Raw genomic sequence first — 21,001 nt, forward strand, 5'->3', positions numbered from 1 at the left:
CCGTTATACTTAAGAGCAGCTTTGGAAACGAAAGAAGACTAATTAATTATGAAAATAACATGGCTTGGACAATCAAGTGTTCAAATTCTTACTAATGACAAGATAACGATTTTAATTGATCCATTTATTAAAGATAATCCATTAGTTAAAACGACTGTTGAAGAATTAAATCCAGACTATATTTTGGTGACGCATGCACATGCGGACCACGTTGGTGATACAATTGAATTGGCTAAAAAATCAAACGCTACGGTAATTGCAATTACTGATTTAGCGACTTATTTTAAAGGAGAAGGCTTAACTGTTGAACCTTTGAATTTTGGTGGGCAACTTAAACTACCATTTGGTTCAGTGAAGCTTGTCCCTGCGTGGCATACTGCTGCACTCGTAATCAACGGGAAGCCTAGAACATTAGGTGTTGCTGCAGGATTTGAATTGCATGTTGATGGTAAGGTTCTTTACCATGCCGGAGATACCGCTTTATTTTCAGACATGAAATTAGTTAATCACATGCAACCTGTTGATTTAGCATTTTTACCTATTGGTGACTCATACACAATGGGGATAGAAGATGCAGCAATTGCAGCTGAATTCGTTCAAGCAAAAAAAGTTGTCCCAATACATTACAATACGTTTGTCAGGATTGAACAAGACCCTGTTGAATTTGTTCAATTATTGAATGATGGTGTTGGGATTATTCCCGAGATTGATGTGCCATTCGAGTTTTAAGAAGGAGTCGTTTAAGTGAAAATTGAGCTAGAAATTTTAAAGAAAATCAAACAGTTTGAGACGATTATTATTCATCGACATCAAAGTCCGGACCCTGATGCAATTGGCTCTCAATCAGGTCTAGCAGCAATTATTCGTGCTAGTTTTCCTGATAAAAAGGTGTATCAAGTGGGAACCCCTTCAGCTGGATTAGCATGGATTAGTCATCAGGATGAAATTCCTGATGAAACGTATCAAGAGGCACTTGTAATTGTCATCGATACAGCTAATCGGCCAAGAATTGAAGATGATCGCTATACATCAGGTGCTTATCTGATTAAATTAGATCATCATCCAAATGAGGATGTGTATGGGGACTTAGTTTGGGTAAAAACCAATGCATCAAGTAGTTCCGAATTAGTTATGGATTTAGTTGACCAAGTTGATGGCGGCTTAACGGTTACTGATGATGCAGCTAGAATGTTATATGCTGGCATTGTTGGTGATACGGGTCGTTTTATGTATTCAGCAACGACAGCACATACGATGCAAGTTGTTTCTGAGTTAATGACACATAATTTTTCAACAACTAAAATTAACCAAAAGATGGATAATATTACGGCGGGTGTCGCTAAATTATCAGGATATGTCTATGATAATTTAGTGATTACAGAGCATAAGGCTGCATACGTGATATTAACGCATGACTATCTTGATTCAATAGAGTTGGGCGATGCTGGTTCATCTCAAATTGTACCGTTACCAGGTAAAATAATTGAAGTTCAATGCTGGGCAATTTTTGTACAGCAAAAGGATGGTAGCTACCGTGTTCGATTACGCTCAAAAGGGCCAGTAATCAACCAATTAGCAAAAGCACATGATGGCGGTGGACATCCCATGGCCAGTGGTGCAAGAGCCAAAGACCAAGCAGAGTACGAAGAAATAGTTAAATCACTTGATGATTTAGCTAGAACATATACGGGAGAATAAGATGCCAGAAAATTTTAAAAATTTTGGACTGCAATCGTATCTTTTAAAAGCGATTGAAGCCATTCATTTCGATGTACCAACAGAAGTTCAGCAACGTTTGATTCCCGTTATTTTAAAGGGAAAAAGCGTTGTGGGACAATCTCAAACAGGTAGTGGTAAAACACATACTTTCTTATTACCAATTTTTAACCAAATTGATGTATCAAACAACACGGTTCAAGCAGTTATCACAACACCAAGTCGTGAACTTGCTTACCAAATTTATGAAGCTGCTAAACAATTGGCAGAATTTAGTCCTGAACCCATTCATATTCAAAATTATGTTGGTGGAACGGATAAACAACGTCAAATTGATAAACTAAGCAGAAGACAGCCACAAATTGTTATTGGGACACCAGGACGTATTGCCGATTTAATGAGTAGTAATGCTTTAGATATTCATAATGCATCAACTTTAGTTGTGGATGAAGCAGATATGACTCTTGATTTAGGTTTCTTAAAAGAAACAGATCAAATTGCATCTGCATTACCTTCTGATCTTCAAATGATGGTCTTTTCAGCAACGATTCCGCAAAAATTACAACCATTCTTAAAGAAATACATGAAGAATCCAGTTGTCGAAGAAATTGCGGCTAAGTCAGTGATTAGTGATACCATTGAAAATTGGATTATTCCAACAAAGAGTCATGATCGTAATGAAATTATTTATCAATTAATTACGATGGGTCAACCTTATATTGCGCTTATTTTTGCGAATACAAAAACGCGAGTGGATGAGATTGTTGATTATTTACGTAGTAAGGATTTAAAAGTTGCCAAGATTCATGGTGACGTGCCAGCTCGTGAACGTAAACGTGTGATGAAAGAAGTTCAGAACTTGGATTATCAATACGTTGTAGCAACTGATTTAGCTGCTCGAGGCATTGATATTGAAGGGGTCTCACACGTTATCAATGATGATATTCCAAACGATTTGGAATTCTTTATTCACCGTGTTGGTCGTACTGGCCGTAATGGCCTAAGTGGGATTGCCATGACATTGTATGGACCAAATGAAGAAAATAAAATTGCTGAATTAGAAGCAATGGGTATTAAATTTGCGCCTAAAGATATTAAAAAAGGCGAAATCGTTGATTCTTATGATCGTAATCGTCGTGAAAATCGTAAACAAGCAAAAAATCCTTTAGCTCCTGTGATTAAAGGAATGGTTAAAAAAGAGAAGAAAAAACGTAAACCTGGATATAAGAAAAAGATCCAAAAAGCAATCAAACGTAAAGATCAAATGGATCGTCGCGTTAATAGAAAGCAAAATCGTAAAGAATCGTAAGCAAAATTTGACAATTTGAGTTGGTTTCAATATAATTTTTATTAGAAACAAGGATAATTTTAAATAGCCTAACAGAAACATTTCATTTGCTGAGAGAAATGATTATTTAAAAAAGCTACCTTGTGATGTGAATGAAAAGAATGGCGTCTACTCAACGTTATCGAGCTTAAGAGGTAAACGACTAAAACATCGTTGCAAGTAAGGTGGTACCGCGCTATAAGCGTCCTTACTCGCAGCGGTGTTTTTTGCTTAAAAATAGAAGGGAAGTCACACTTATGAAAAAAATGACAAGTACTGAAATTCGCCAAATGTATTTAGATTTCTTTAAAGAAAAAGGCCATACAATTGAACCTAGCGCCTCATTGCTACCCGTAGATGATCCAACCTTACTTTGGATTAATTCCGGCGTTGCAACTTTGAAAAAATATTTTGATGGATCAGTTGTACCAGAAAATCCTAGAATAACGAATGCTCAAAAAAGTATTCGAACAAATGATATTGAAAATGTAGGTAAAACAGCGCGTCATCATACCTTATTTGAAATGTTGGGTAATTTTTCAATTGGTGATTACTTTAAACCAGAAGCAATTAATTGGGCTTGGGAATTATTGACAAGTGATAAATGGTTTGCATTTGATCCTGAAAAATTATACGTTACCGTTTACCCAAAAGATTTAGAAGCAAAGCGTATTTGGCTAGAAGAAGTTAAATTACCAAAAGATCATCTTGTAGAAGTTGAAGATAATTTTTGGGATATTGGTCAAGGACCTAGTGGCCCAGATACAGAAATTTTTTATGATCGTGGACAAAGTTTTAACAATTTGGCTGAAGATGATCCTGAGAATTATCCTGGTGGTGAAAATGAACGCTATTTAGAAGTCTGGAATATTGTCTTCTCTGAGTTTAACCACACCCCTGAAAATACGTATGAACCACTACCTCATCAAAATATTGATACGGGGATGGGCTTAGAACGTGTTGTCTCGATTTTCCAAAATGCCAAAACTAACTTTGAAACAGATTTATTTTTGCCATTAATTGATGCGACTGAAAAAATGAGTGATAATAAAAAGTATGATGATAACGCACAAGATGATATTTCATTTAAAGTTATTGCAGACCATGCTCGTGCCATTGCATTCGCAATTGGTGATGGTGCTTTACCTTCAAATGAGGGACGTGGTTATGTTATCCGTCGCTTAATTCGTCGTGCAGTTATGCATGGACAAAAATTAGGGATAGAAGGCTCATTTTTGACACAACTTGTGCCCGTTGTTGGAAATATAATGAAAGATTATTATCCAGAAGTTTTGGAACAATCTGAGTACATTTCTAAAATTGTTCGTTCTGAAGAAGAACGTTTCAATGAAACATTAAAAGACGGATTACAGTTATTGAACAACCTAATTTTAACGACGAAAGAAGAACATAAATCAGAATTATCTGGTGCCGGTGTCTTCAAGTTATATGATACTTATGGGTTTCCATTTGAATTAACAAAAGAATACGCTGAAGATGAAGGGCTATCTGTGGATCAAGCAGGCTTTGATGCTGAAATGAAACAGCAGAAGGATCGGGCACGTGCTGCGCGTGGTAACGCTAAATCAATGGGTGTTCAAAATGGCCTGTTAACAGACATTAAAACAGTAAGCGAATACGTCGGTTATACACAATTTAGTGTTGACGATGCCAAAATTGTTGATTTAATTGTGGATAACGCGTTAGTTGATGCTATCAAACCAGGTGATAATGCACAGGTTATTTTCTCTAAAACACCTTTTTATGCTGAAATGGGTGGACAAGTTGCAGATAAAGGAACTGTTAAAGACGCTGAAGGTCATGTGATTGCTGAAGTAGAAGATGTACAACATGCACCAAATGGCCAAAATTTACATGCAATTAAAGTTCTTGCACCAATGAAAAAAGAGCAATTGGTTAAGTTAGAAATTAACCGAGATTTTCATAAAAAAGTTGAAAAAAATCATACCGCTACGCATTTACTTGATCAAGCATTAAGAGATGTTTTGGGGGAACATACGCATCAAGCAGGCTCATTAGTTGAACCTACTTATCTCCGTTTTGATTTTACAAATGTTGGTTCCGTGTCTGAAAAACAGTTAGAACAAGTTGAAAAAATTGTTAATGACAAAATTTGGGCTGAATTAGCTGTCGAAACGGTTGAAACAGATATTGAATCTGCTAAGAAGATGGGCGCGATTGCGTTATTCTCAGAAAAATATGGAAAAGTAGTGCGTGTTGTTAAAATTGGCGACTATTCAATTGAATTCTGTGGTGGAACGCATGTTTCAAATACCAGTGAAATTGGCTTATTTAAAATCATTTCTGAATCTGGTGTTGGTGCAGGTGTTCGTCGTATTGAAGCAGTAACGTCTAAAGAAGCATTTGACTTCTTAAATGGACGTAGTGAGCTTTTGGAAGCAGTTGCGCAACAAGTGAAAACGAACAAAGTTGTAGAAGTGCCTAAAAAGATTAAACACTTACAAAGTGCTTTGAAGGCAAGTGAACAACAAATTCAGGCTTTTGAAGATAAAATTGCCAGCCAACAAGCTGGGGATGTTTTTAAGAATAAACAAGAAATTAATGGTAAAACGTTGATTGCGGCACAAGTCTCTGTTTCAGGGATGTCTCAATTGCGTCAACTTGCTGATCAATGGAAAACGCAAGAATTATCAGATGTTTTAGCTATCGGAACGACGAGTGATGATGGTAAAGTTAATTTAATCACAGCTGTTAGTGCTGCTGGAATTAAATCAGGCTTAAAAGCCGGTGATTTAATTAAGACAATTGCACCATTAGTTGGTGGTGGCGGTGGTGGCCGACCAGATTTAGCCCAAGCTGGTGGTAAAAATCCAGCAGGTCTAGCTGCTGCAATTAAAGAAGCAACAAATTGGTTAGAAAATCAAACAAAATAAAAATTAAAGGAGTATTTATCTATATTGAATAGACAAATACTTTTTTGTTATATTACGGCTTGATTACATCAGCCTATTTTGATTGTCGGATGGGCTTTTTTTTAGTAGAATAGAGGTAACGTAATAAATAGACGGGGGTGTCGCTTTATGAGTTCATTAGATAAAACAATGTTCTTCAATTTCGACGAAAATAATAAAAAAGATGTCCATGATACTTTGGTAACTGTGTACCAAGCACTGGAAGAAAAAGGGTATAATCCTATTAACCAGATTGTTGGCTATTTGTTATCAGGCGATCCCGCATATATTCCTAGATTTAATGATGCACGTAACTTAATTAGAAAATATGAACGTGATGAAATTGTTGAAGAGTTAGTTAAAAATTACTTAAATACAGAAGAAAAGTAGGCAACTAAATGAGATTAATGGGCTTGGATGTTGGTTCAAGAACGGTTGGCGTTTCAATGAGTGATTTGTTAGGATGGACTGCCCAAGGCGTTGAGATTATTCGGATCAATGAGGACAGAAGTGAGTTTGGAATTGAGCGCGTTAAAGAATTGGTCGCAGAGTATGAAGTGACTGGATTTGTGCTTGGATTACCTAAAAATATGAACAACTCATTAGGTCCCCGTGCTGAAGCTGCACAGAAGTATGGTGAGTTATTGGTTGAAACTTTTGACCTACCAATCGATTTTCAAGATGAACGGTTGACAACAGTTGAGGCAGAACGTATGCTTGTTGAACAGGCTGATACATCAAGAAAAAAAAGAAAAAAAGTTATTGATAAAGTTGCTGCAAGCCTGATTTTACAGAACTATTTAGATGGTAAAGGCAAATTAACTAAAGAATAAAGTGAGGTCACAACATGGATAACGAAGAAGAAAATCAACAAATTACATTAGTAGATGATGATGGTAACGAAACGCTTTTTGAAGTTTTATTCACATTTAATTCTGAAGATTACAATAAATCATATATTATGCTTTATCCGCTTGGCTCAGAAGCTGATGAGGAAGTTGAAATTCAAGCTTACTCATTTAATCCTAATGAAAACGGTGAAGCAACTGAAAGTGATTTAGAACCAATCGAAGATGATGCTGAATGGGACATGGTTGAAGAAGTTTTAAATACCTTCCTTTCAGACGAAAGTATGCAATAGGATGTTATTTGAAAAGTTGAACCAATTGGTTTAACTTTTTTATTTTGCTTAAGATTATACAGCTAGTACCGCGATACGCATATCTCTTTTGCGGTATTCGTGGTAAAATTATTTTTAAATGATTAAATGTGAGGAGGGTGTTCGTTGGAAAAACCAAAAAATAGATATAAAACAAAAATTGGTAAAAAAATGTATACAATTGTTGGATCGGAATCAGACTTGCATATGGACGCCGTAGCAACATTAGTAAAAAATGAATTTCAATCAGTGAAAGATATGCTACCTGAAATTGATGATGAACAGGCTGCAATGTTAGTAGCAATTAATGCGGTCTCTGATCAAATTAAATTACAAGAAAAATTAAATAGCATTAATGGTGAAGCACAAGTAAAGGAGTAATATTATGATCGTTTCTTTAGTCGTTATTTTTTTATTAATCGTATCCTTTTTCAGTGGTTATAAAAAAGGATTAGTGTTGACCCTTTTGAGAATAGTTGGCTTTGTGGCTATCTATTTATTTGCTCGTATTTTAACAAGTCCTGTTACTAATTGGCTTGGTGGGTATTTTCCAAAATTTTCAACAACAGATAATACAACGATTACGAATCATCTTCAAACTAATTTCTATTTGATGATTGTATTTGCTGTTTTATTCTTTGTAGGTGGCATACTCGTTAGAAGTATCATTAGAGTCATCAATTCAATCACAAAATTACCGATTATTCATCAAGTAAATTCATTAATTGGTGGCCTTTTATCGGTTGTGTTGATGTTCATTTTTATTTTTATTGGGTTAACCATTCTATCCGTTTGGCCGAATGAAAAAATTAATGCAGCTGTTTCAGAATCGGTTGTTGCTCAAAAAATATTAACGAATACGCCAACAATGGCCAAAAAAATGATTGTGACAAATGAATCCAAGGATTAATTGTTGGGAGGATTAAGAGATGAACGAAAAAGGGTTAAAAACATTAGAATATCAAAAAGTTAAGCAACAAATTCAAGTATTTATATCAACTGAGTCTGGTCAAGATGAGGTTAATGCATTGAAGCCGATGGCTGACCTTGAAAAAATACAAAAAGAGTTAGATGAAACGCAAGATGCCGTAAAAATATTACGGTTACGTGGTGGTATTCCATTACCACAATTGGTCAATGTTAAACCACATATGAAACGCCTTGATATGGGGGCTTCTTTGAATGGTAAAGAATTAGCCGCAGTTGGTCGCGTGTTGCGAACAACAAATGAAGTAAAACTGTTTTTCAAAGATTTAGATGATTCTGAAATTGAATTAACGCGATTATATGATTGGATAGAGAAACTTGAAAGCTTACCTGAAATTAGTCGTAGCTTGAATCAAGCTATTGAAAATGATGGTCATATTACTGATGAGGCGTCGCCAGTATTGCATAGTATTCGACAAAATATTTTGCGTTCAGAGAGTGCTATTAGAGCAAAATTACAAGAATTTACACGTGGAAAAAGTGCTAAATATTTAAGTGAGACGTTGATTACTATTAGAAATGAACGTTATGTCATTCCTGTTAAGGCTGAATATCGTGGCCAATTTGGTGGTGCTGTTCATGATCAAAGTGCAACAGGACAAACATTGTTTATTGAACCGCAAGCAATTGTTGAAATGAATAACCATTTACGTGAACAGCAACTTGCGCAAGCAGATGAAGAACGTCGCATTTTGGCAGAATTATCTGAACTACTGGCGCCTTTTACGGCTGAAATTTTGGAAAATGCGTATATTTTGGGCCATTTTGATTTCGTCAACGCAAAAGCACAATATGCGAGCTCAATTAAGGCAACAGAACCAACGATTAGTGTCGAAAATGATATTTTTTTAAGACAAGCACGTCATCCTTTATTAGATGAAAAAAAAGTGGTTGCCAATGATATTATGTTAGGTAAAGACTATCAAGCGATTGTTGTAACTGGGCCAAATACGGGTGGTAAAACAATTACCTTGAAAACATTGGGATTAATCCAAATGATGGGTCAGTCTGGGTTGAATATTCCTACAAATGAAGGTAGTCGGATTGGTATTTTCGAAGATATCTTTGCAGATATTGGGGATGAACAATCTATTGAACAAAGTTTAAGTACATTTTCTGCACATATGACGAATATTGTCTCTATATTAGCCAATATCAATGAACGTTCATTAGTTTTATTTGATGAATTGGGTGCTGGGACGGATCCGCAAGAAGGTGCTACTTTAGCTATTTCGATTTTAGATGCTGTTGGTGCAAAAGGGAGTTATACAGTTGCGACAACGCATTATCCTGAGTTGAAAGCCTATGGATTCAACCGTGCTGGCACAATCAATGCCAGTATGGAATTTGACAGTGAAACGCTACAACCAACGTATCGATTATTAATTGGTATTCCTGGTCGTAGTAATGCATTTGATATTTCTCGTAAAATTGGATTAGATTCGGCTGTTGTTGATCAAGCACAAAGCCTGACAGATCAGGACAGTCAAGATTTAAATGAAATGATTTCAGATTTAATGAGTAAACGCAAAGAAGCAGAAGATGAAGCTTTGGCTTTGAAGACACAACTAGAAGAATCAACAAAATTGCATGATGATCTTGCTAAAGAATATGGCGAGTTTGTGACGCAAAGAGAATCAATGACGAATAAAGCAAAAGAAAAAGCGAATGAAATTGTATCAGATGCTGAAACGAATGCGGATAAAATTATCAAAGAAATTCGTCAAATGCAAATGGTTCAAGGACAGGCGATTAAGGAACATGAATTAATTGATGCAAAATCACAATTATCACAAATGCATCAACCAACGGATGCCTTAAAGAAAAATAAAGTGTTACGACGTGCTAAAAATAAGCAAGAATTTCATGTAAATGATGATGTTTTAGTCAAAACATATGGGCAACAAGGTGTCTTGGTTAAAAAGATGAGTAAAACTGAATGGGAAGTTCAACTTGGCATTTTAAAAATGAAAATTAGCGAAGATGACCTTCAAAAAGTTCACATTGAAAGTGATAAAAAAGATCGCACTGTCTTTAAAAATGCAGCTTCAACCAGTGTTTCAGCATCACTTGATCTTCGTGGTCAACGTTATGATGATGCAATGAGCCAAGTTGATCAATATATTGATTCCGTGTTACTTGCTGGGTATGCTTCCGTTACGATTGTTCATGGTAAGGGGACTGGCGCACTGAGAACCGGGATAACAGATTATTTAAAATCTAATCGACACATTAAATCATTTGAATTTGCGGCACCTAATGCAGGCGGTAATGGCGCAACAATTGTCCACTTTAAATAAAGTTTACTTTTCGTAAGCAAATATGTGGCACAGTATCGACTTCTCTGATATGCTATTTATAGAAGTAATAAAGGAGGAATTCAAATGGTACAAGCAATTACAGATAAAGAATTTGAAACAGTGACCGATTCTGGTGTTACATTAACTGATTTTTGGGCAACCTGGTGTGGTCCTTGTCGGATGCAATCTCCAGCAATTGAAGAGTTAGAGCAAGAAATGGGCGATACGGTCAAATTTTCAAAAATGGATATTGATAAAAATCCTGCAACGGCACAATCTTTTGGTATCATGAGTATTCCAACGTTAATGATAAAAAAAGATGGCGAAGTTGTTGATACAATCGTCGGTTATCACTCAAAAGATCAAGTTAAAGAAGTTTTAGCACAATATATTTAAGCTAAAGAAGACTGAATTTTTCAGTCTTCTTTTTAGTTATTTTGATAGCTATCAAATGATCATTGAACCTTAGGGCTATTAATTTTTCAAAATTATATAAAGGGTGCTTTATGACTAAGTGGATAAGAAATGAAATGTCTTATAATGTAAACACAAATAAAGACCAAATACCCATAAAAAACGGTATTTGGTCTTTATTTAGTTTTTTGCTATCTGTTATTGTTAAAATTTAATCGTTTTCAGTTGGTGATTCAAAATGAAATTGATTTGTTGGTTCAGCTGAGTTAGGATCTTTTAAATCAGTTTGAACAATGATTGAGATACCAGATTTATTATTTTGATTTTCAATAATCGTTTCTGATGTAAAGCCACTTTGAATTTGAATCGTTTCAGCAATGAAGCCAGCTTCAAGATTAAAATCTGCTGATTCCACTTGATTCTGTCTGAAAGTAACACTATCACCAGAGAGCAACCATGTTTGTTTATCTTTTTTTCCTTTAACAATTTCGAGCTTACCCCAGTTTGCTTTTTCAAAAAAGATCACAAGATCCGTAATGTTGGCTAAATTAATATTACGGGCCATTTTTTTACCAGCCCAGTATAAAATTGTTGAATCTGTGCCAATAACTTCTGGTAGTAAACTATCACGTAAAAGTTCATATGCAAACAGTTCATTTGTATCAGCAGATAATAGATTTTCGATTAGATTTGACTTCATATGAATCTCCCTCTAAATATGTTATATGTAATCATTATACCGTTATTTGAGATTAGATGATATTATTTTTTAGAAATCAAAGATAAACGACTAGACTTGAATTTTAAGTAAAGACAAGTCATAATTAAGAGTAATAAGTAATTGAAAAAGAGGTCATAATAATGAATAATCAAGCAATTGGATTTATCGATTCAGGGGTTGGTGGGCTAACCGTTGTGAAAGAAGCGCTTAAACAATTACCCAATGAAAAAATTTACTATTTAGGTGATACGGCTAGAATGCCATACGGACCTAGGCCTTCAGAACAAGTTTTAGAATTTACTTGGGAGATGACTTCTTTCTTGTTGAGTAAAGGTATAAAAATGTTAGTGATTGCTTGTAATACAGCAACGGCTGCTGCATTGGATGATTTACGAGAAAAATTAGCGATTCCAGTCATTGGTGTGATAAAGCCTGGGAGTAGGGCTGCAATTAAATCATCTAAAAATCAGCGCGTTGGTGTGATTGGTACAGAAGGAACAATTAAAAGTAGTGCCTATAAAAATACATTGCATGAAAAAAATCCTGATTTATTTGTGACCAGTTTACCTTGCCCCAAATTTGTACCAATTGTCGAAAGTGATCAATATGAATCAGAAATTGCTGAACGAGTTGTTAATGAAACATTGGCTTTCTTTGATGATAAAAATATTGATACTTTGGTTATGGGTTGTACCCATTATCCCTTACTCAGACCGTTTATTCAAAAGGCTGTCGGGGATAACGTGACGTTGATTGATTCAGGTGCTGAAACGGTTAATGATGTTTCAACAATCTTAGATTATTTTAATATTGCAGCGAAACGTGACGGAAAACCTGAACATGAATTTTATACAACTGGTGATTCGAGCGATTTTAACGAAATTGCATCGGGCTGGTTAGGTTTAGAGAATATTAACGCTAAAACAATCCATTTAGGGCAAGAGGACTAGTATGCGTAAATATGAGAATAGAGATAATTTAGAAGTAAGACCGGTCTCAATTAAAAAATTAAATCTTAAACAAGTTGATAGTGCGATTGACTACCAACTTGGCCGTACTAAGGTGACAATTTTAGTTAACGAAACACCTGACGTAGGGATTTTAAAAGTGGAAATTAGTCAATGGTTAGGGACCCAATCGGATATTAATAGTGGCTTAATATCCGCATCCCTTAAAATAGCCTTAGCAGAACCATTGTTGGAAAACGGATTTGAAGTACAAGTTCAGCTTATACAAGCGGATGGGGATGTTGTTGCAGCAGTGATTAATGCGAGTTACGTTGCTATTCAAAATTTAATGTTACAGAGTGGTAAGGGCTCTAAGCTAAGCCCATTTTCAGCGATTAATGTGGGCTTTATTGGCTTTGAATTATTTGCTGATTTAACTAATGAAGAAGAATTAAAAGCGGACAGTCATTTAGTCATTGTCCAGAATGAAGCAGGTGCTTTCTTACAACTAAGTTTTGAGAAATCAAATGCTGATTTACTTGGTGATAAATTAACACAACTCTTGGGTGGTGCAATGGAAGGATTATCAGAATTAATGGGTTCTTCACAAAAGCAGACGATAATGATTCAAAACGAGCATATTGAAAATCAAAAAGATGTGATATTAATCGCAACTAAAAATGAGGGAAAAGCAATTGAATTTAAACGCTTTTTCAATCCATTAGGTTTTAAAATTACAACGTTATTAGATTATCCTGAATTACCAGATGTTGAAGAGACGGGAACAACATTTGAAGAAAATGCTAGATTAAAAGCTGAGACGATTTCAAATTTGACGCAACTGCCTGTCCTAGCTGATGATTCGGGCTTGATGGTAGATGCTTTAGATGGACGACCAGGTATTTTTTCTGCTCGATTTGCTGGAGATCATGATGATGCCGCTAATAATGCGAAACTATTACATGAATTGACGGATGTTCCCAGAGACCAACGAACAGCAACTTTTCATACAACCTTAGTTTTTGCAAAACCTGGTAGTGAGTCACTGGTTGTGGATGGTGAGGTGTCTGGTTTGATTCTGGGAATTCCACGTGGAGATAACGGGTTTGGTTATGATCCCCTTTTTTATGTCCCTGAGTTGGACAGATCAATGGCTGAATTAACTGAAGATGAAAAAAATGAAATCAGTCATCGTGGTCGTGCAACAGTTAATTTAATGGCAGAATTTAATGATTGGTGGGAAAAGTAGGATGAAATGTTTAGTTGTGAGTGATAGTCACGGAGATCGTGATATATTAGAGTCTATTTTGGACCATAATCAAAATCAAGTTGATGCCTTTTTTCATTGTGGTGACTCAGAGTTAGAGGCAGATGATACTCTTTTTAATGAGTTTAATGCCGTTATTGGAAATATGGATTTTGATATGAATTTTCCTGAAGAATTAGTTAAAGTTGTGAACGATGAAACAATTTATGTCTCACATGGGCATTTAACAGGTGTGAAGACAGGCTTGTTGACGTTAAAATTAAAAGCACAAGCTAAGCACGCAAAATTTGCATTTTTTGGACATACGCATGAATTAGGGTGTGAAATGGCTGATGGAATGCTGCTTTTAAATCCTGGAAGCATTAGTTTACCTAGAGGAAAGTATCGTGACCTTGGGGGAACATACGCAATTGTCGAAACAAATAAGAAAGTTATTCATGTTTCATATTTTACGCGACAACATAAAATGGTACCTGAATTAACTTTTGAATTTAAACGCTAAAATAAAAAAAGGTAATCTCAAATGATATTGTCATTTTGAGATTACCTTTTTAGGTTTACATGAAAAGTGTTTTATATAAGAAGACTGCGCAAATTCCGGCTGTAATTGGGGCAACAACTGGCACCCAACTGTAACTCCATTGTGACGTTCCTTTATTTTTAAGAGGTAATAGCTGATGTAATAAACGAGGTGCAATATCACGTGCTGGGTTCAAGGCTGGACCAGTTGCGCCACCTAATGAGGCAACTAATACAAGAACTAAGAATCCGACACCCATATTAGCTGTTCCAAGGTTATCAGCGAAGAATGGGGCTTTTGTAATACCAACGGCACCAAATACTAAAATAAAAGTACCAATAAATTCATTAATGAAACCATTTAATTTACTTTGAGCGGCATCAATAGTTGAGAAAGTTCCTAAAATACGATCAGGATCAGTTGTTTGATCATAGTAAGGTTTGTAAGCTGCGACGATAATGGCTTGTCCAACAAATGCACCTAACAATTGTACTGATATATAAGGAAGGACTTCACTCCATGGGAATAAACCAGAAGCGGCTAAACCTAATGTGAAAGCAGGGTTAATATGATTTCCTGAGATACTACCGAAAATTAAGGCGGGAATCATAACACCAAATCCGTAACCAAAGGCGATTAAAGCCCAATCACTACCATGTCCTTTTGTTTGTCCAAGTTCAACGTTGGCAACTGAACCGTTACCTAAAATGACCATAATGGCTGTTCCAATAAATTCTGCTGCCAATCTTGTTGCTAATGAATAATCCATCGTATCCTCCTATTTTTTGATGACAATATTTATTATGATACCAATATTGTTAGCAAATGTAAATATTTATTAATAATTGCAGTAATTTTGGAAAAAAATTAGTGTCTGAGTTCAATCTATTATAAAATAGAGAGTGTACTAAAAGATTGGAAGGAGGATCTATTGAATGATAGCTAAGTCTATTGAAAAAATGTTATCCGAAAACCAGGAACACTTTTTAATTCCAGCCGAAATTGTTGCAAATGTGCAAGAAAATAATTTTCTGGATCATGCATTATTAGTTTTAACAAAAGTGCGTTATGCTAAAATTCCGGTTTTAGATAATGACTATAAGTTTAAGGGATTGTTATCCTTAGCCATGATTACTGAGACAATGTTAGGACTGGATGAATTGGACGTCAGCCGGTTACATGAAATCTGTGTTAAAGATGTTATGGAAACGGATGTCCCAACTATTCAAGATCCTTATGATATTGAAATGGTCTTACATTTACTTGTTGATCATCCTTTTTTATCAGTTGTTGCTAGCGATGGTAGTTTTACGGGAATCGTGACACGACGTGAATTCATGAAAAGTATGAATCATATTGCTCATGAATTTGAGAAAAATTATACGGTTCAAGAAAATGAAAACAAAGAAACTAAAATATAGAGGAGAATGATTATGGCAACTTTAGATGCACACGAAATTATTAATTTTATTAGTAATTCAAAAAAGAAAACACCAGTGAAAGTCTATGTTAAAGGTGATTTAGCAGGGATTAAAGTACCAGATACAATTGAAGACTACTTAAATGACAAAGCGGGTGTTTTATTTGGGGATTGGGCAGATGTTGAACCTTTCCTAAAGGCAACATCAAAAATTACAAGTTCTCATATTGAAAATGAAACACGCAATTCAGCTGTTCCATTATTGGATTTGAAAAAATTTAATGCTCGAATTGAACCAGGTGCAGTGATTCGCGACCAAGTTTTAATTGGAGACAATGCTGTTATTATGATGGGTGCTATCATTAATATTGGTGCAGAAATTGGTAAGGGTACAATGATTGATATGGGTGCTGTTCTAGGTGGCCGTGCAATTGTTGGGGATAACTGTCATATTGGTGCCGGAACAGTCCTTGCCGGAGTTGTTGAACCACCTTCAGCGACACCCGTTATTATTGAAGATGATGTTTTAATCGGTGGTAATGTTGTTGTTCTTGAAGGTGTTCGTGTTGGTAAAGGTGCCGTTGTTGGTGCTGGCGCTGTTGTGACTAAAGATGTTGCGCCTTATACAGTAGTTGTCGGGATGCCCGCCAAAAAAATTAAAGATATTGATGATAAAACAAAAGATAAAACAGAAATTTTAGCAGAGTTACGTAATATCTAGAGATGAATTAGAGAGGTATAGATGGAAATGAGTTTAACAACTGAAGAACTAATTAAAATTAGACGGGATTTACATCAGATTCCAGAAATTGGATTAGAAGAATTTGAAACTCAAGCCTATTTATTGAACTTAATTTCAAAATTCAATCAAGATTTTATGACAATTAAAACGGTTGAAACTGGTATTTTAGTGCGATTATCGGGTTCGACGGGGCATTATACGATTGGATATCGAACTGATATTGATGGGCTACCAGTTGCTGAGAAGACTGGGCTGCCATTTGCATCACGAAATGAGGGCAGAATGCATGCCTGTGGACATGATATTCATATGACAGTTGCATTAGGAATTCTGAATTACTTTTCAGAAAATCAACCGGCAGCAAATATGACGTTTATTTTTCAACCAGCTGAAGAAAATGCTAGTGGCGGTAAACGCCTCTATGAGAGTGGCTTATTAGATGAGTGGATGCCTGATGAGATTTATGCTTTTCATGATAATCCGCAGTTACCTGCTGGGACAATTGGAACGCGATTAGGCACTTTATTTGCAGGAACATGTGAAATTCATGCGCATTTAACGGGTAAAAGTGGGCATGCTGCCTATCCGCATCAAGCTAACGATATGGTTGTTGCGGGGGCACAGTTAGTGACTCAATTGCAAACAATTGTCAGTCGAAATGTTGACCCCATTCAATCTGGAGTCGTTACGTTAGGCCAATTTACCGCAGGAACTACCGGTAATGTGATTGCTGGTGAAGCACAAATTAACGGGACAATTCGGGCATTAACACAAGAAATGAATGTATTAATTCAAAAACGAGTAAAAATAATTTGTGAAGGTGTCGCATTAACGTACGGTTGCGAAGTAGAGTTGAATTTAATTCAAGGTGGTTATTTACCAGTTGAAAATGATGAAAACAAGACTGAAAACTTTATTAATTTTATGAAAAATGACCCAGAAGTTTCATTTGTGGAAACCCAGCCAGCAATGACCGGCGAAGATTTTGGGTTTTTATTGTCAAAAATACCTGGAACTATGTTTTGGTTGGGTGTGGATAGTCCTTATTCACTTCACTCTGAATTTCTGGCGCCAAAAGAATCTGCTATTGATGCAGGGGTTCTTGCAATGACTCACTTTTTAACGGATAGAAATCAACAAATAGCTAAATAACTAAAAATGACTCAATTACGAACACTTCAGAAGTGTCTCATAATTGGGTCATTTTTAGTTAAGTGTAATAGGTGAATTTAAAATGTGCATATGAGCTTCATTTAGCGCTGTCAGGTAACCAGCTAGGAATGTTCGTTGGATAGGTGCTTGTTCCCCATTCAGAGTGAACACAACGACTCTAAAGACTAAATTTCCTTTTCCAAGGTCCACCAAGCCTAAAATATTTGGACCATCTTTAATTTCTGGATGAAGTGGGACTAATTTTTCATTAACACTTTGGACGATTTGAGTAATTTTATCAACGTCATCGGCGACATCAATTCTGATATCAATGACTGCTCGCATATTGTTGCGTGATAAATTGCTGACAATTGTGATATTTCGATTTGGAACAAAATGTAAAATACCATCATAATCTTCAATTTGAGTTGTCCGTAATCCAACGGCTACGATAGGGCCTTCGATAGTATCAATTCTAACGATATCACCGACATCAAATTGTTGTTCTAAAAGAATAAAGAAGCCAGTTACGACATCTGTTACAAATCCCTGTGCACCAAGGCCTAAAGCCACACTTAAAATTCCGGCACCGGCGATTAAAGTGCCTACGGGAACGCCAAGTACGGAAAGAATAGCGTAGAAATAGAAGAATAACATCACGTAATGAAACAGATTTGATGTTAATGAATTGATCGTTCTAACTCTATTTGTCGAGTATTTATCGGATTCTCGATATCGAGTAAAAGTGCGACGAATAATTTTTTTTCCAATCCAATTAATGAGAATAAATAAGAAAGAGAAAAAAATAAGTGAGGATGCTAGTTCAACTAAATGGCTAATAATTGAATCCCAATTAATGTTAGCGATGTAACGCGAAAGAAAGTTACTTTGTTTTGTAACAGTCTTTGTTAAGGTACCTAAAATCAAGTTATTTTTTGAGAAGTGTTCTAAAAAAAGATTGTTCAAAATTTTACTCACCCCTAAATTTATTTATTGGTATTATCATAGCAAACATATGACGCAATGTGTAATTTAAATACTGAAAAGGCGCATGTTATCGATTGCAGTTTAGAGGCTCGAATGCTATTCTATAAGTAGATTTTGTATTATTGTACATATAGTAAATAAGTTTTAGATTTAGACAGGAGGAATTATTATGACAGGTGGACAAATTGCAGGATTAATTGCCGCTATTGCTTTCGCGGTTTTAGTTCTATTTATTATATTCGTTTTGATGCGAATGATGCGAACACTAGGAGAAGTTAATAAAAGCATTTCAGCTATTACTGATGATGTTGATGGGTTGTCAGGAGAAGTTGAAAGTATACTCGTGAAATCAAATGTTTTATTAGATGATGTGAATGGTAAAGTGGCAACGATTGATCCGTTATTTCAAGCAGTTGCTGACTTAAGTGAGAGTGTATCTGATTTGAATGATGCAAGTCGTGATTTGGTATCGCACGTTTCATCGACATCAAAAAAAGCCAGAAATTCATCAGCTTTCATTAACGTTGGTAAAAAAGCATTTGATTTTTATAAAAATAGAAAAGTTTAAGTCAGGGAGGGTTTAATATGTCAAAAAAATTCTTATTAGGATTAGCAATTACAGGTGGGGTTGCCGCATACGTGGCTTCTAAATTGGTTTCTGAAAAAACGAAACAAGATATTAAAAATCAAATCGAAGAAAAAGCCTTGGATGCACGCGATCTTGTGTTAGAGTATAAAGCTTACGCTGAAGATGCTAGCGATGATTTAAAAGGTAGATTGAGTAATTTGGATGAAATAAAAAATAACCTGAGTGATAAAATTTCTGAAAAAAGTGATTTAATCATGAGTCAAGATGCTTATGTGAATGCTAAAGAGGCATTAATTAAAGCAAAAAATGATTTAAAAAATAAATTAGCTATGGAATCAGACGGTATTTTTGAACAAATGACTGATTTAACAGATGATTTTTCAGACTTAGCTGATGAAGATATTTATGTTGATAGTAAAAGTGCATTTGGTGAAGCTAAAGATGCCGATGAAGCAGAAGGAAAAGCTGAAACAATTTATCCAGATGGATGGACAGGCGAAAAATAGAAAATAGCGATGAAAAAGACTCATTACAATTTGTAATGAGTCTTTTTTGATTAATGAAGTTCAATTGTTTGTAATGTTTTTGGTGTAAATGTGAAGGCTTCGTTACCATTTTCAGTTATATGAACACAGTCCTCAATACGGACACCGGCAACGCCTGGGATGTAGATGCCCGGTTCAATTGAGAAGCACATACCAGGTTTAAGTTCCATTTTATTCCCTTCCATAATTGAAGGGAATTCATGTTCACTTTGACCCATACCATGACCTAGTCGATGAATAAAGTAGTCACCATAACCAGCTTTAACAATGATATCGCGAGCAATTTTATCTAAATCTTCAGCAATCATACCGGGTTTAGCGGCAGCTTGTGCTGTTAATTGAGCTTCAAGACAAACTTTATGAATTTCTAATGATTTTTCATTTGGTTTACCAAAAGCAACGGTACGACTAGCATCTGAAATATAACCGTCTGAGATAACCCCTAAATCGAACAAGGTTAAGGCATTTGGTTGAATCAAATCTTTTTTTGCAAAGCCATGAGGTTCTGCAGCATTTTTGCCACTTTGCACAATTGTATCAAAACTCATGTGCATGACACCTTGTTTCATCATTGCGTATTCAATTTCAGCAACAATATCTTGTTCAGTTCTATTTTCTTGAAGGGCCTTGAAGCCAACTTCAAAAGCAACATCTGCCCATTTTCCGGCGACTTTTAATTTTTCAATCTCGTCGGGTGTTTTAATGACTTTGAGGGTTTCAATGAAGCCTGTTGCATCAGCAACGAATTCTGCACTTGGGAAAATACGACGGATAGCGTCATAACGTTCAACAGTTAAGCTACCTTTTTCAATAGCCCATTTTTTTGGTGAATTCTGACGTTTATTAATTTCACCTTGAATGATTGCAAAGGCATCTTCATGGTCAAGGTAGCCATAGACTGGATATTTCCAGCCAGTATCTTTGGCAGCTTCAACTTCAAGAGCTGGTGTAAATAAGAATGGGTCTTGGTCAGGGAATACAAAGAGTGCTAAAACACGCTCAATAGGATCACTTTCAAAACCGGTAAAATATTGGATACTCATAGGGTCGTTGATATAAGCAATGTCTGTACCATTATTGGCAAGCCATTGTTGTAAAGATGCAATATGTGACATGAAATCTCTCCCTTTACAATAGTATACTGCATTATAACATAAGTCAGGAATAACGCAGAAACATCGGGATTTTCATTAAATAAAATTTATTTTCATGAAAATAAGGTAAAAACGCTTGCAATTGTCTTGAAAATTTGCTAAATTATTCTAGTGCTTGAAA

At 35.6% G+C, this 21,001-nt stretch carries 23 protein-coding genes; 19 read left to right on the forward strand and 4 right to left on the reverse strand.

Annotation, left to right across the window (positions count from 1 at the left end; translation table 11 throughout):
• The first annotated feature begins 48 nt into the window (after positions 1 to 48).
• From ACVPPR_RS02925 to trxA, 11 genes are all read left to right on the forward strand, one after another.
• Complete coding sequence (locus ACVPPR_RS02925; RefSeq protein ID WP_462304602.1) at positions 49 to 729, forward strand: metal-dependent hydrolase; 681 nt, start codon at positions 49 to 51, stop codon at positions 727 to 729.
• A gap of 15 nt (positions 730 to 744) precedes the next feature.
• On the forward strand, positions 745 to 1,698 hold the full coding sequence (locus tag ACVPPR_RS02930; protein WP_462304603.1) for a DHH family phosphoesterase: 954 nt from the start codon (positions 745 to 747) through the stop codon (positions 1,696 to 1,698).
• A gap of 1 nt (position 1,699) precedes the next feature.
• The gene (locus ACVPPR_RS02935) at positions 1,700 to 3,025 is read left to right on the forward strand and encodes a DEAD/DEAH box helicase (RefSeq protein WP_462297091.1); all 1,326 of its coding nucleotides are present in this window, start codon (positions 1,700 to 1,702) and stop codon (positions 3,023 to 3,025) included.
• Between the two features lie 275 nt (positions 3,026 to 3,300).
• Positions 3,301 to 5,958 carry an alanine--tRNA ligase gene (gene alaS, locus ACVPPR_RS02940; protein WP_462304604.1) on the forward strand — a complete coding sequence of 886 codons (2,658 nt, stop codon included), beginning with the start codon at positions 3,301 to 3,303 and terminating at the stop codon, positions 5,956 to 5,958.
• Between the two features lie 147 nt (positions 5,959 to 6,105).
• The gene (locus tag ACVPPR_RS02945) at positions 6,106 to 6,366 is read left to right on the forward strand and encodes an IreB family regulatory phosphoprotein (protein WP_462297088.1); all 261 of its coding nucleotides are present in this window, start codon (positions 6,106 to 6,108) and stop codon (positions 6,364 to 6,366) included.
• A gap of 8 nt (positions 6,367 to 6,374) precedes the next feature.
• Complete coding sequence (gene ruvX / locus ACVPPR_RS02950) at positions 6,375 to 6,809, forward strand: Holliday junction resolvase RuvX (protein ID WP_462297086.1); 435 nt, start codon at positions 6,375 to 6,377, stop codon at positions 6,807 to 6,809.
• Positions 6,810 to 6,823: 14 nt separating this feature from the next.
• Complete coding sequence (locus ACVPPR_RS02955) at positions 6,824 to 7,117, forward strand: DUF1292 domain-containing protein (RefSeq protein ID WP_462297085.1); 294 nt, start codon at positions 6,824 to 6,826, stop codon at positions 7,115 to 7,117.
• A 144-nt stretch (positions 7,118 to 7,261) separates the two neighbouring features.
• Positions 7,262 to 7,516 (forward strand): cell division protein ZapA, encoded by a 255-nt coding sequence (gene zapA / locus ACVPPR_RS02960; protein WP_462297084.1) that lies wholly within the window; start codon positions 7,262 to 7,264, stop codon positions 7,514 to 7,516.
• A 4-nt stretch (positions 7,517 to 7,520) separates the two neighbouring features.
• Positions 7,521 to 8,045, forward strand: a complete 525-nt coding sequence (locus ACVPPR_RS02965) for a CvpA family protein (protein ID WP_462304605.1) — start codon at positions 7,521 to 7,523, stop codon at positions 8,043 to 8,045.
• 19 nt (positions 8,046 to 8,064) lie between these two features.
• On the forward strand, positions 8,065 to 10,422 hold the full coding sequence (locus tag ACVPPR_RS02970) for an endonuclease MutS2 (protein WP_462304606.1): 2,358 nt from the start codon (positions 8,065 to 8,067) through the stop codon (positions 10,420 to 10,422).
• An 84-nt stretch (positions 10,423 to 10,506) separates the two neighbouring features.
• The gene (trxA, locus tag ACVPPR_RS02975) at positions 10,507 to 10,818 is read left to right on the forward strand and encodes a thioredoxin (protein ID WP_462297081.1); all 312 of its coding nucleotides are present in this window, start codon (positions 10,507 to 10,509) and stop codon (positions 10,816 to 10,818) included.
• Between the two features lie 229 nt (positions 10,819 to 11,047).
• Here trxA and ACVPPR_RS02980 read toward each other — a convergent pair whose 3' ends face one another.
• Positions 11,048 to 11,536 (reverse strand): YslB family protein, encoded by a 489-nt coding sequence (locus ACVPPR_RS02980; RefSeq protein ID WP_462297080.1) that lies wholly within the window; start codon positions 11,534 to 11,536, stop codon positions 11,048 to 11,050.
• A gap of 161 nt (positions 11,537 to 11,697) precedes the next feature.
• Between ACVPPR_RS02980 and racE the strand changes: the two genes are divergently transcribed.
• The 3 genes from racE to ACVPPR_RS02995 are packed head-to-tail and all read left to right on the forward strand — an operon-like array spanning position 11,698 to position 14,273.
• Positions 11,698 to 12,507, forward strand: a complete 810-nt coding sequence (gene racE / locus ACVPPR_RS02985; RefSeq protein WP_462304607.1) for a glutamate racemase — start codon at positions 11,698 to 11,700, stop codon at positions 12,505 to 12,507.
• A gap of 1 nt (position 12,508) precedes the next feature.
• On the forward strand, positions 12,509 to 13,753 hold the full coding sequence (locus tag ACVPPR_RS02990) for an XTP/dITP diphosphatase (RefSeq protein ID WP_462304608.1): 1,245 nt from the start codon (positions 12,509 to 12,511) through the stop codon (positions 13,751 to 13,753).
• A gap of 1 nt (position 13,754) precedes the next feature.
• On the forward strand, positions 13,755 to 14,273 hold the full coding sequence (locus tag ACVPPR_RS02995) for a metallophosphoesterase (protein ID WP_462304609.1): 519 nt from the start codon (positions 13,755 to 13,757) through the stop codon (positions 14,271 to 14,273).
• Positions 14,274 to 14,328: 55 nt separating this feature from the next.
• On the opposite strand, the gene ACVPPR_RS03000 is transcribed toward ACVPPR_RS02995, so the two are convergent.
• On the reverse strand, positions 14,329 to 15,060 hold the full coding sequence (locus ACVPPR_RS03000; protein WP_462304610.1) for an MIP/aquaporin family protein: 732 nt from the start codon (positions 15,058 to 15,060) through the stop codon (positions 14,329 to 14,331).
• 166 nt (positions 15,061 to 15,226) lie between these two features.
• Between ACVPPR_RS03000 and cbpB the strand changes: the two genes are divergently transcribed.
• From cbpB to ACVPPR_RS03015, 3 genes are read left to right on the forward strand one after another with little or no spacing between them, the layout of a single operon-like run.
• Positions 15,227 to 15,712, forward strand: a complete 486-nt coding sequence (gene cbpB, locus ACVPPR_RS03005) for a cyclic-di-AMP-binding protein CbpB (RefSeq protein ID WP_462297075.1) — start codon at positions 15,227 to 15,229, stop codon at positions 15,710 to 15,712.
• Positions 15,713 to 15,724: 12 nt separating this feature from the next.
• Entirely contained in the window at positions 15,725 to 16,432 is a 708-nt protein-coding gene (gene dapD, locus ACVPPR_RS03010) for a 2,3,4,5-tetrahydropyridine-2,6-dicarboxylate N-acetyltransferase (protein WP_462304611.1), read from the forward strand.
• A 27-nt stretch (positions 16,433 to 16,459) separates the two neighbouring features.
• Entirely contained in the window at positions 16,460 to 17,605 is a 1,146-nt protein-coding gene (locus ACVPPR_RS03015; protein ID WP_462304793.1) for an N-acetyldiaminopimelate deacetylase, read from the forward strand.
• A gap of 54 nt (positions 17,606 to 17,659) precedes the next feature.
• On the opposite strand, the gene ACVPPR_RS03020 is transcribed toward ACVPPR_RS03015, so the two are convergent.
• Complete coding sequence (locus tag ACVPPR_RS03020; RefSeq protein WP_462304612.1) at positions 17,660 to 18,571, reverse strand: mechanosensitive ion channel family protein; 912 nt, start codon at positions 18,569 to 18,571, stop codon at positions 17,660 to 17,662.
• 190 nt (positions 18,572 to 18,761) lie between these two features.
• Here ACVPPR_RS03020 and ACVPPR_RS03025 point away from each other — a divergent pair, with 190 nt between their 5' ends.
• A complete protein-coding gene (locus tag ACVPPR_RS03025; protein ID WP_462297072.1) occupies positions 18,762 to 19,160 on the forward strand; it encodes a DUF948 domain-containing protein in 399 nt (132 codons plus the stop codon).
• A gap of 17 nt (positions 19,161 to 19,177) precedes the next feature.
• Entirely contained in the window at positions 19,178 to 19,687 is a 510-nt protein-coding gene (locus ACVPPR_RS03030; RefSeq protein WP_462304613.1) for a hypothetical protein, read from the forward strand.
• 50 nt (positions 19,688 to 19,737) lie between these two features.
• Here ACVPPR_RS03030 and ACVPPR_RS03035 read toward each other — a convergent pair whose 3' ends face one another.
• The gene (locus ACVPPR_RS03035; protein ID WP_462297070.1) at positions 19,738 to 20,841 is read right to left on the reverse strand and encodes a M24 family metallopeptidase; all 1,104 of its coding nucleotides are present in this window, start codon (positions 20,839 to 20,841) and stop codon (positions 19,738 to 19,740) included.
• Between the last annotated feature and the right edge of the window lie 160 nt (positions 20,842 to 21,001).

Source organism: Dellaglioa sp. L3N (assembly GCF_054941095.1).

What these genes read in the sequence shown, in the direction of transcription:
- ACVPPR_RS02925 (WP_462304602.1), top strand. Translation starts at nt 49, where the DNA reads ATGAAAATAACATGGCTTGGACAATCAAGTGTTCAAATTCTTACTAAT.
- ACVPPR_RS02935 (WP_462297091.1), top strand. Translation starts at nt 1,700, where the DNA reads ATGCCAGAAAATTTTAAAAATTTTGGACTGCAATCGTATCTTTTAAAA.
- alaS (WP_462304604.1), top strand. Translation starts at nt 3,301, where the DNA reads ATGAAAAAAATGACAAGTACTGAAATTCGCCAAATGTATTTAGATTTC.
- ACVPPR_RS02945 (WP_462297088.1), top strand. Translation starts at nt 6,106, where the DNA reads ATGAGTTCATTAGATAAAACAATGTTCTTCAATTTCGACGAAAATAAT.
- ruvX (WP_462297086.1), top strand. Translation starts at nt 6,375, where the DNA reads ATGAGATTAATGGGCTTGGATGTTGGTTCAAGAACGGTTGGCGTTTCA.
- ACVPPR_RS02955 (WP_462297085.1), top strand. Translation starts at nt 6,824, where the DNA reads ATGGATAACGAAGAAGAAAATCAACAAATTACATTAGTAGATGATGAT.
- ACVPPR_RS02965 (WP_462304605.1), top strand. Translation starts at nt 7,521, where the DNA reads ATGATCGTTTCTTTAGTCGTTATTTTTTTATTAATCGTATCCTTTTTC.
- ACVPPR_RS02970 (WP_462304606.1), top strand. Translation starts at nt 8,065, where the DNA reads ATGAACGAAAAAGGGTTAAAAACATTAGAATATCAAAAAGTTAAGCAA.
- trxA (WP_462297081.1), top strand. Translation starts at nt 10,507, where the DNA reads ATGGTACAAGCAATTACAGATAAAGAATTTGAAACAGTGACCGATTCT.
- ACVPPR_RS02980 (WP_462297080.1), bottom strand. Translation starts at nt 11,536, where the DNA reads ATGAAGTCAAATCTAATCGAAAATCTATTATCTGCTGATACAAATGAA.
- racE (WP_462304607.1), top strand. Translation starts at nt 11,698, where the DNA reads ATGAATAATCAAGCAATTGGATTTATCGATTCAGGGGTTGGTGGGCTA.
- ACVPPR_RS02990 (WP_462304608.1), top strand. Translation starts at nt 12,509, where the DNA reads ATGCGTAAATATGAGAATAGAGATAATTTAGAAGTAAGACCGGTCTCA.
- ACVPPR_RS02995 (WP_462304609.1), top strand. Translation starts at nt 13,755, where the DNA reads ATGAAATGTTTAGTTGTGAGTGATAGTCACGGAGATCGTGATATATTA.
- ACVPPR_RS03000 (WP_462304610.1), bottom strand. Translation starts at nt 15,060, where the DNA reads ATGGATTATTCATTAGCAACAAGATTGGCAGCAGAATTTATTGGAACA.
- cbpB (WP_462297075.1), top strand. Translation starts at nt 15,227, where the DNA reads ATGATAGCTAAGTCTATTGAAAAAATGTTATCCGAAAACCAGGAACAC.
- dapD (WP_462304611.1), top strand. Translation starts at nt 15,725, where the DNA reads ATGGCAACTTTAGATGCACACGAAATTATTAATTTTATTAGTAATTCA.
- ACVPPR_RS03015 (WP_462304793.1), top strand. Translation starts at nt 16,460, where the DNA reads ATGAGTTTAACAACTGAAGAACTAATTAAAATTAGACGGGATTTACAT.
- ACVPPR_RS03025 (WP_462297072.1), top strand. Translation starts at nt 18,762, where the DNA reads ATGACAGGTGGACAAATTGCAGGATTAATTGCCGCTATTGCTTTCGCG.
- ACVPPR_RS03030 (WP_462304613.1), top strand. Translation starts at nt 19,178, where the DNA reads ATGTCAAAAAAATTCTTATTAGGATTAGCAATTACAGGTGGGGTTGCC.
- ACVPPR_RS03035 (WP_462297070.1), bottom strand. Translation starts at nt 20,841, where the DNA reads ATGTCACATATTGCATCTTTACAACAATGGCTTGCCAATAATGGTACA.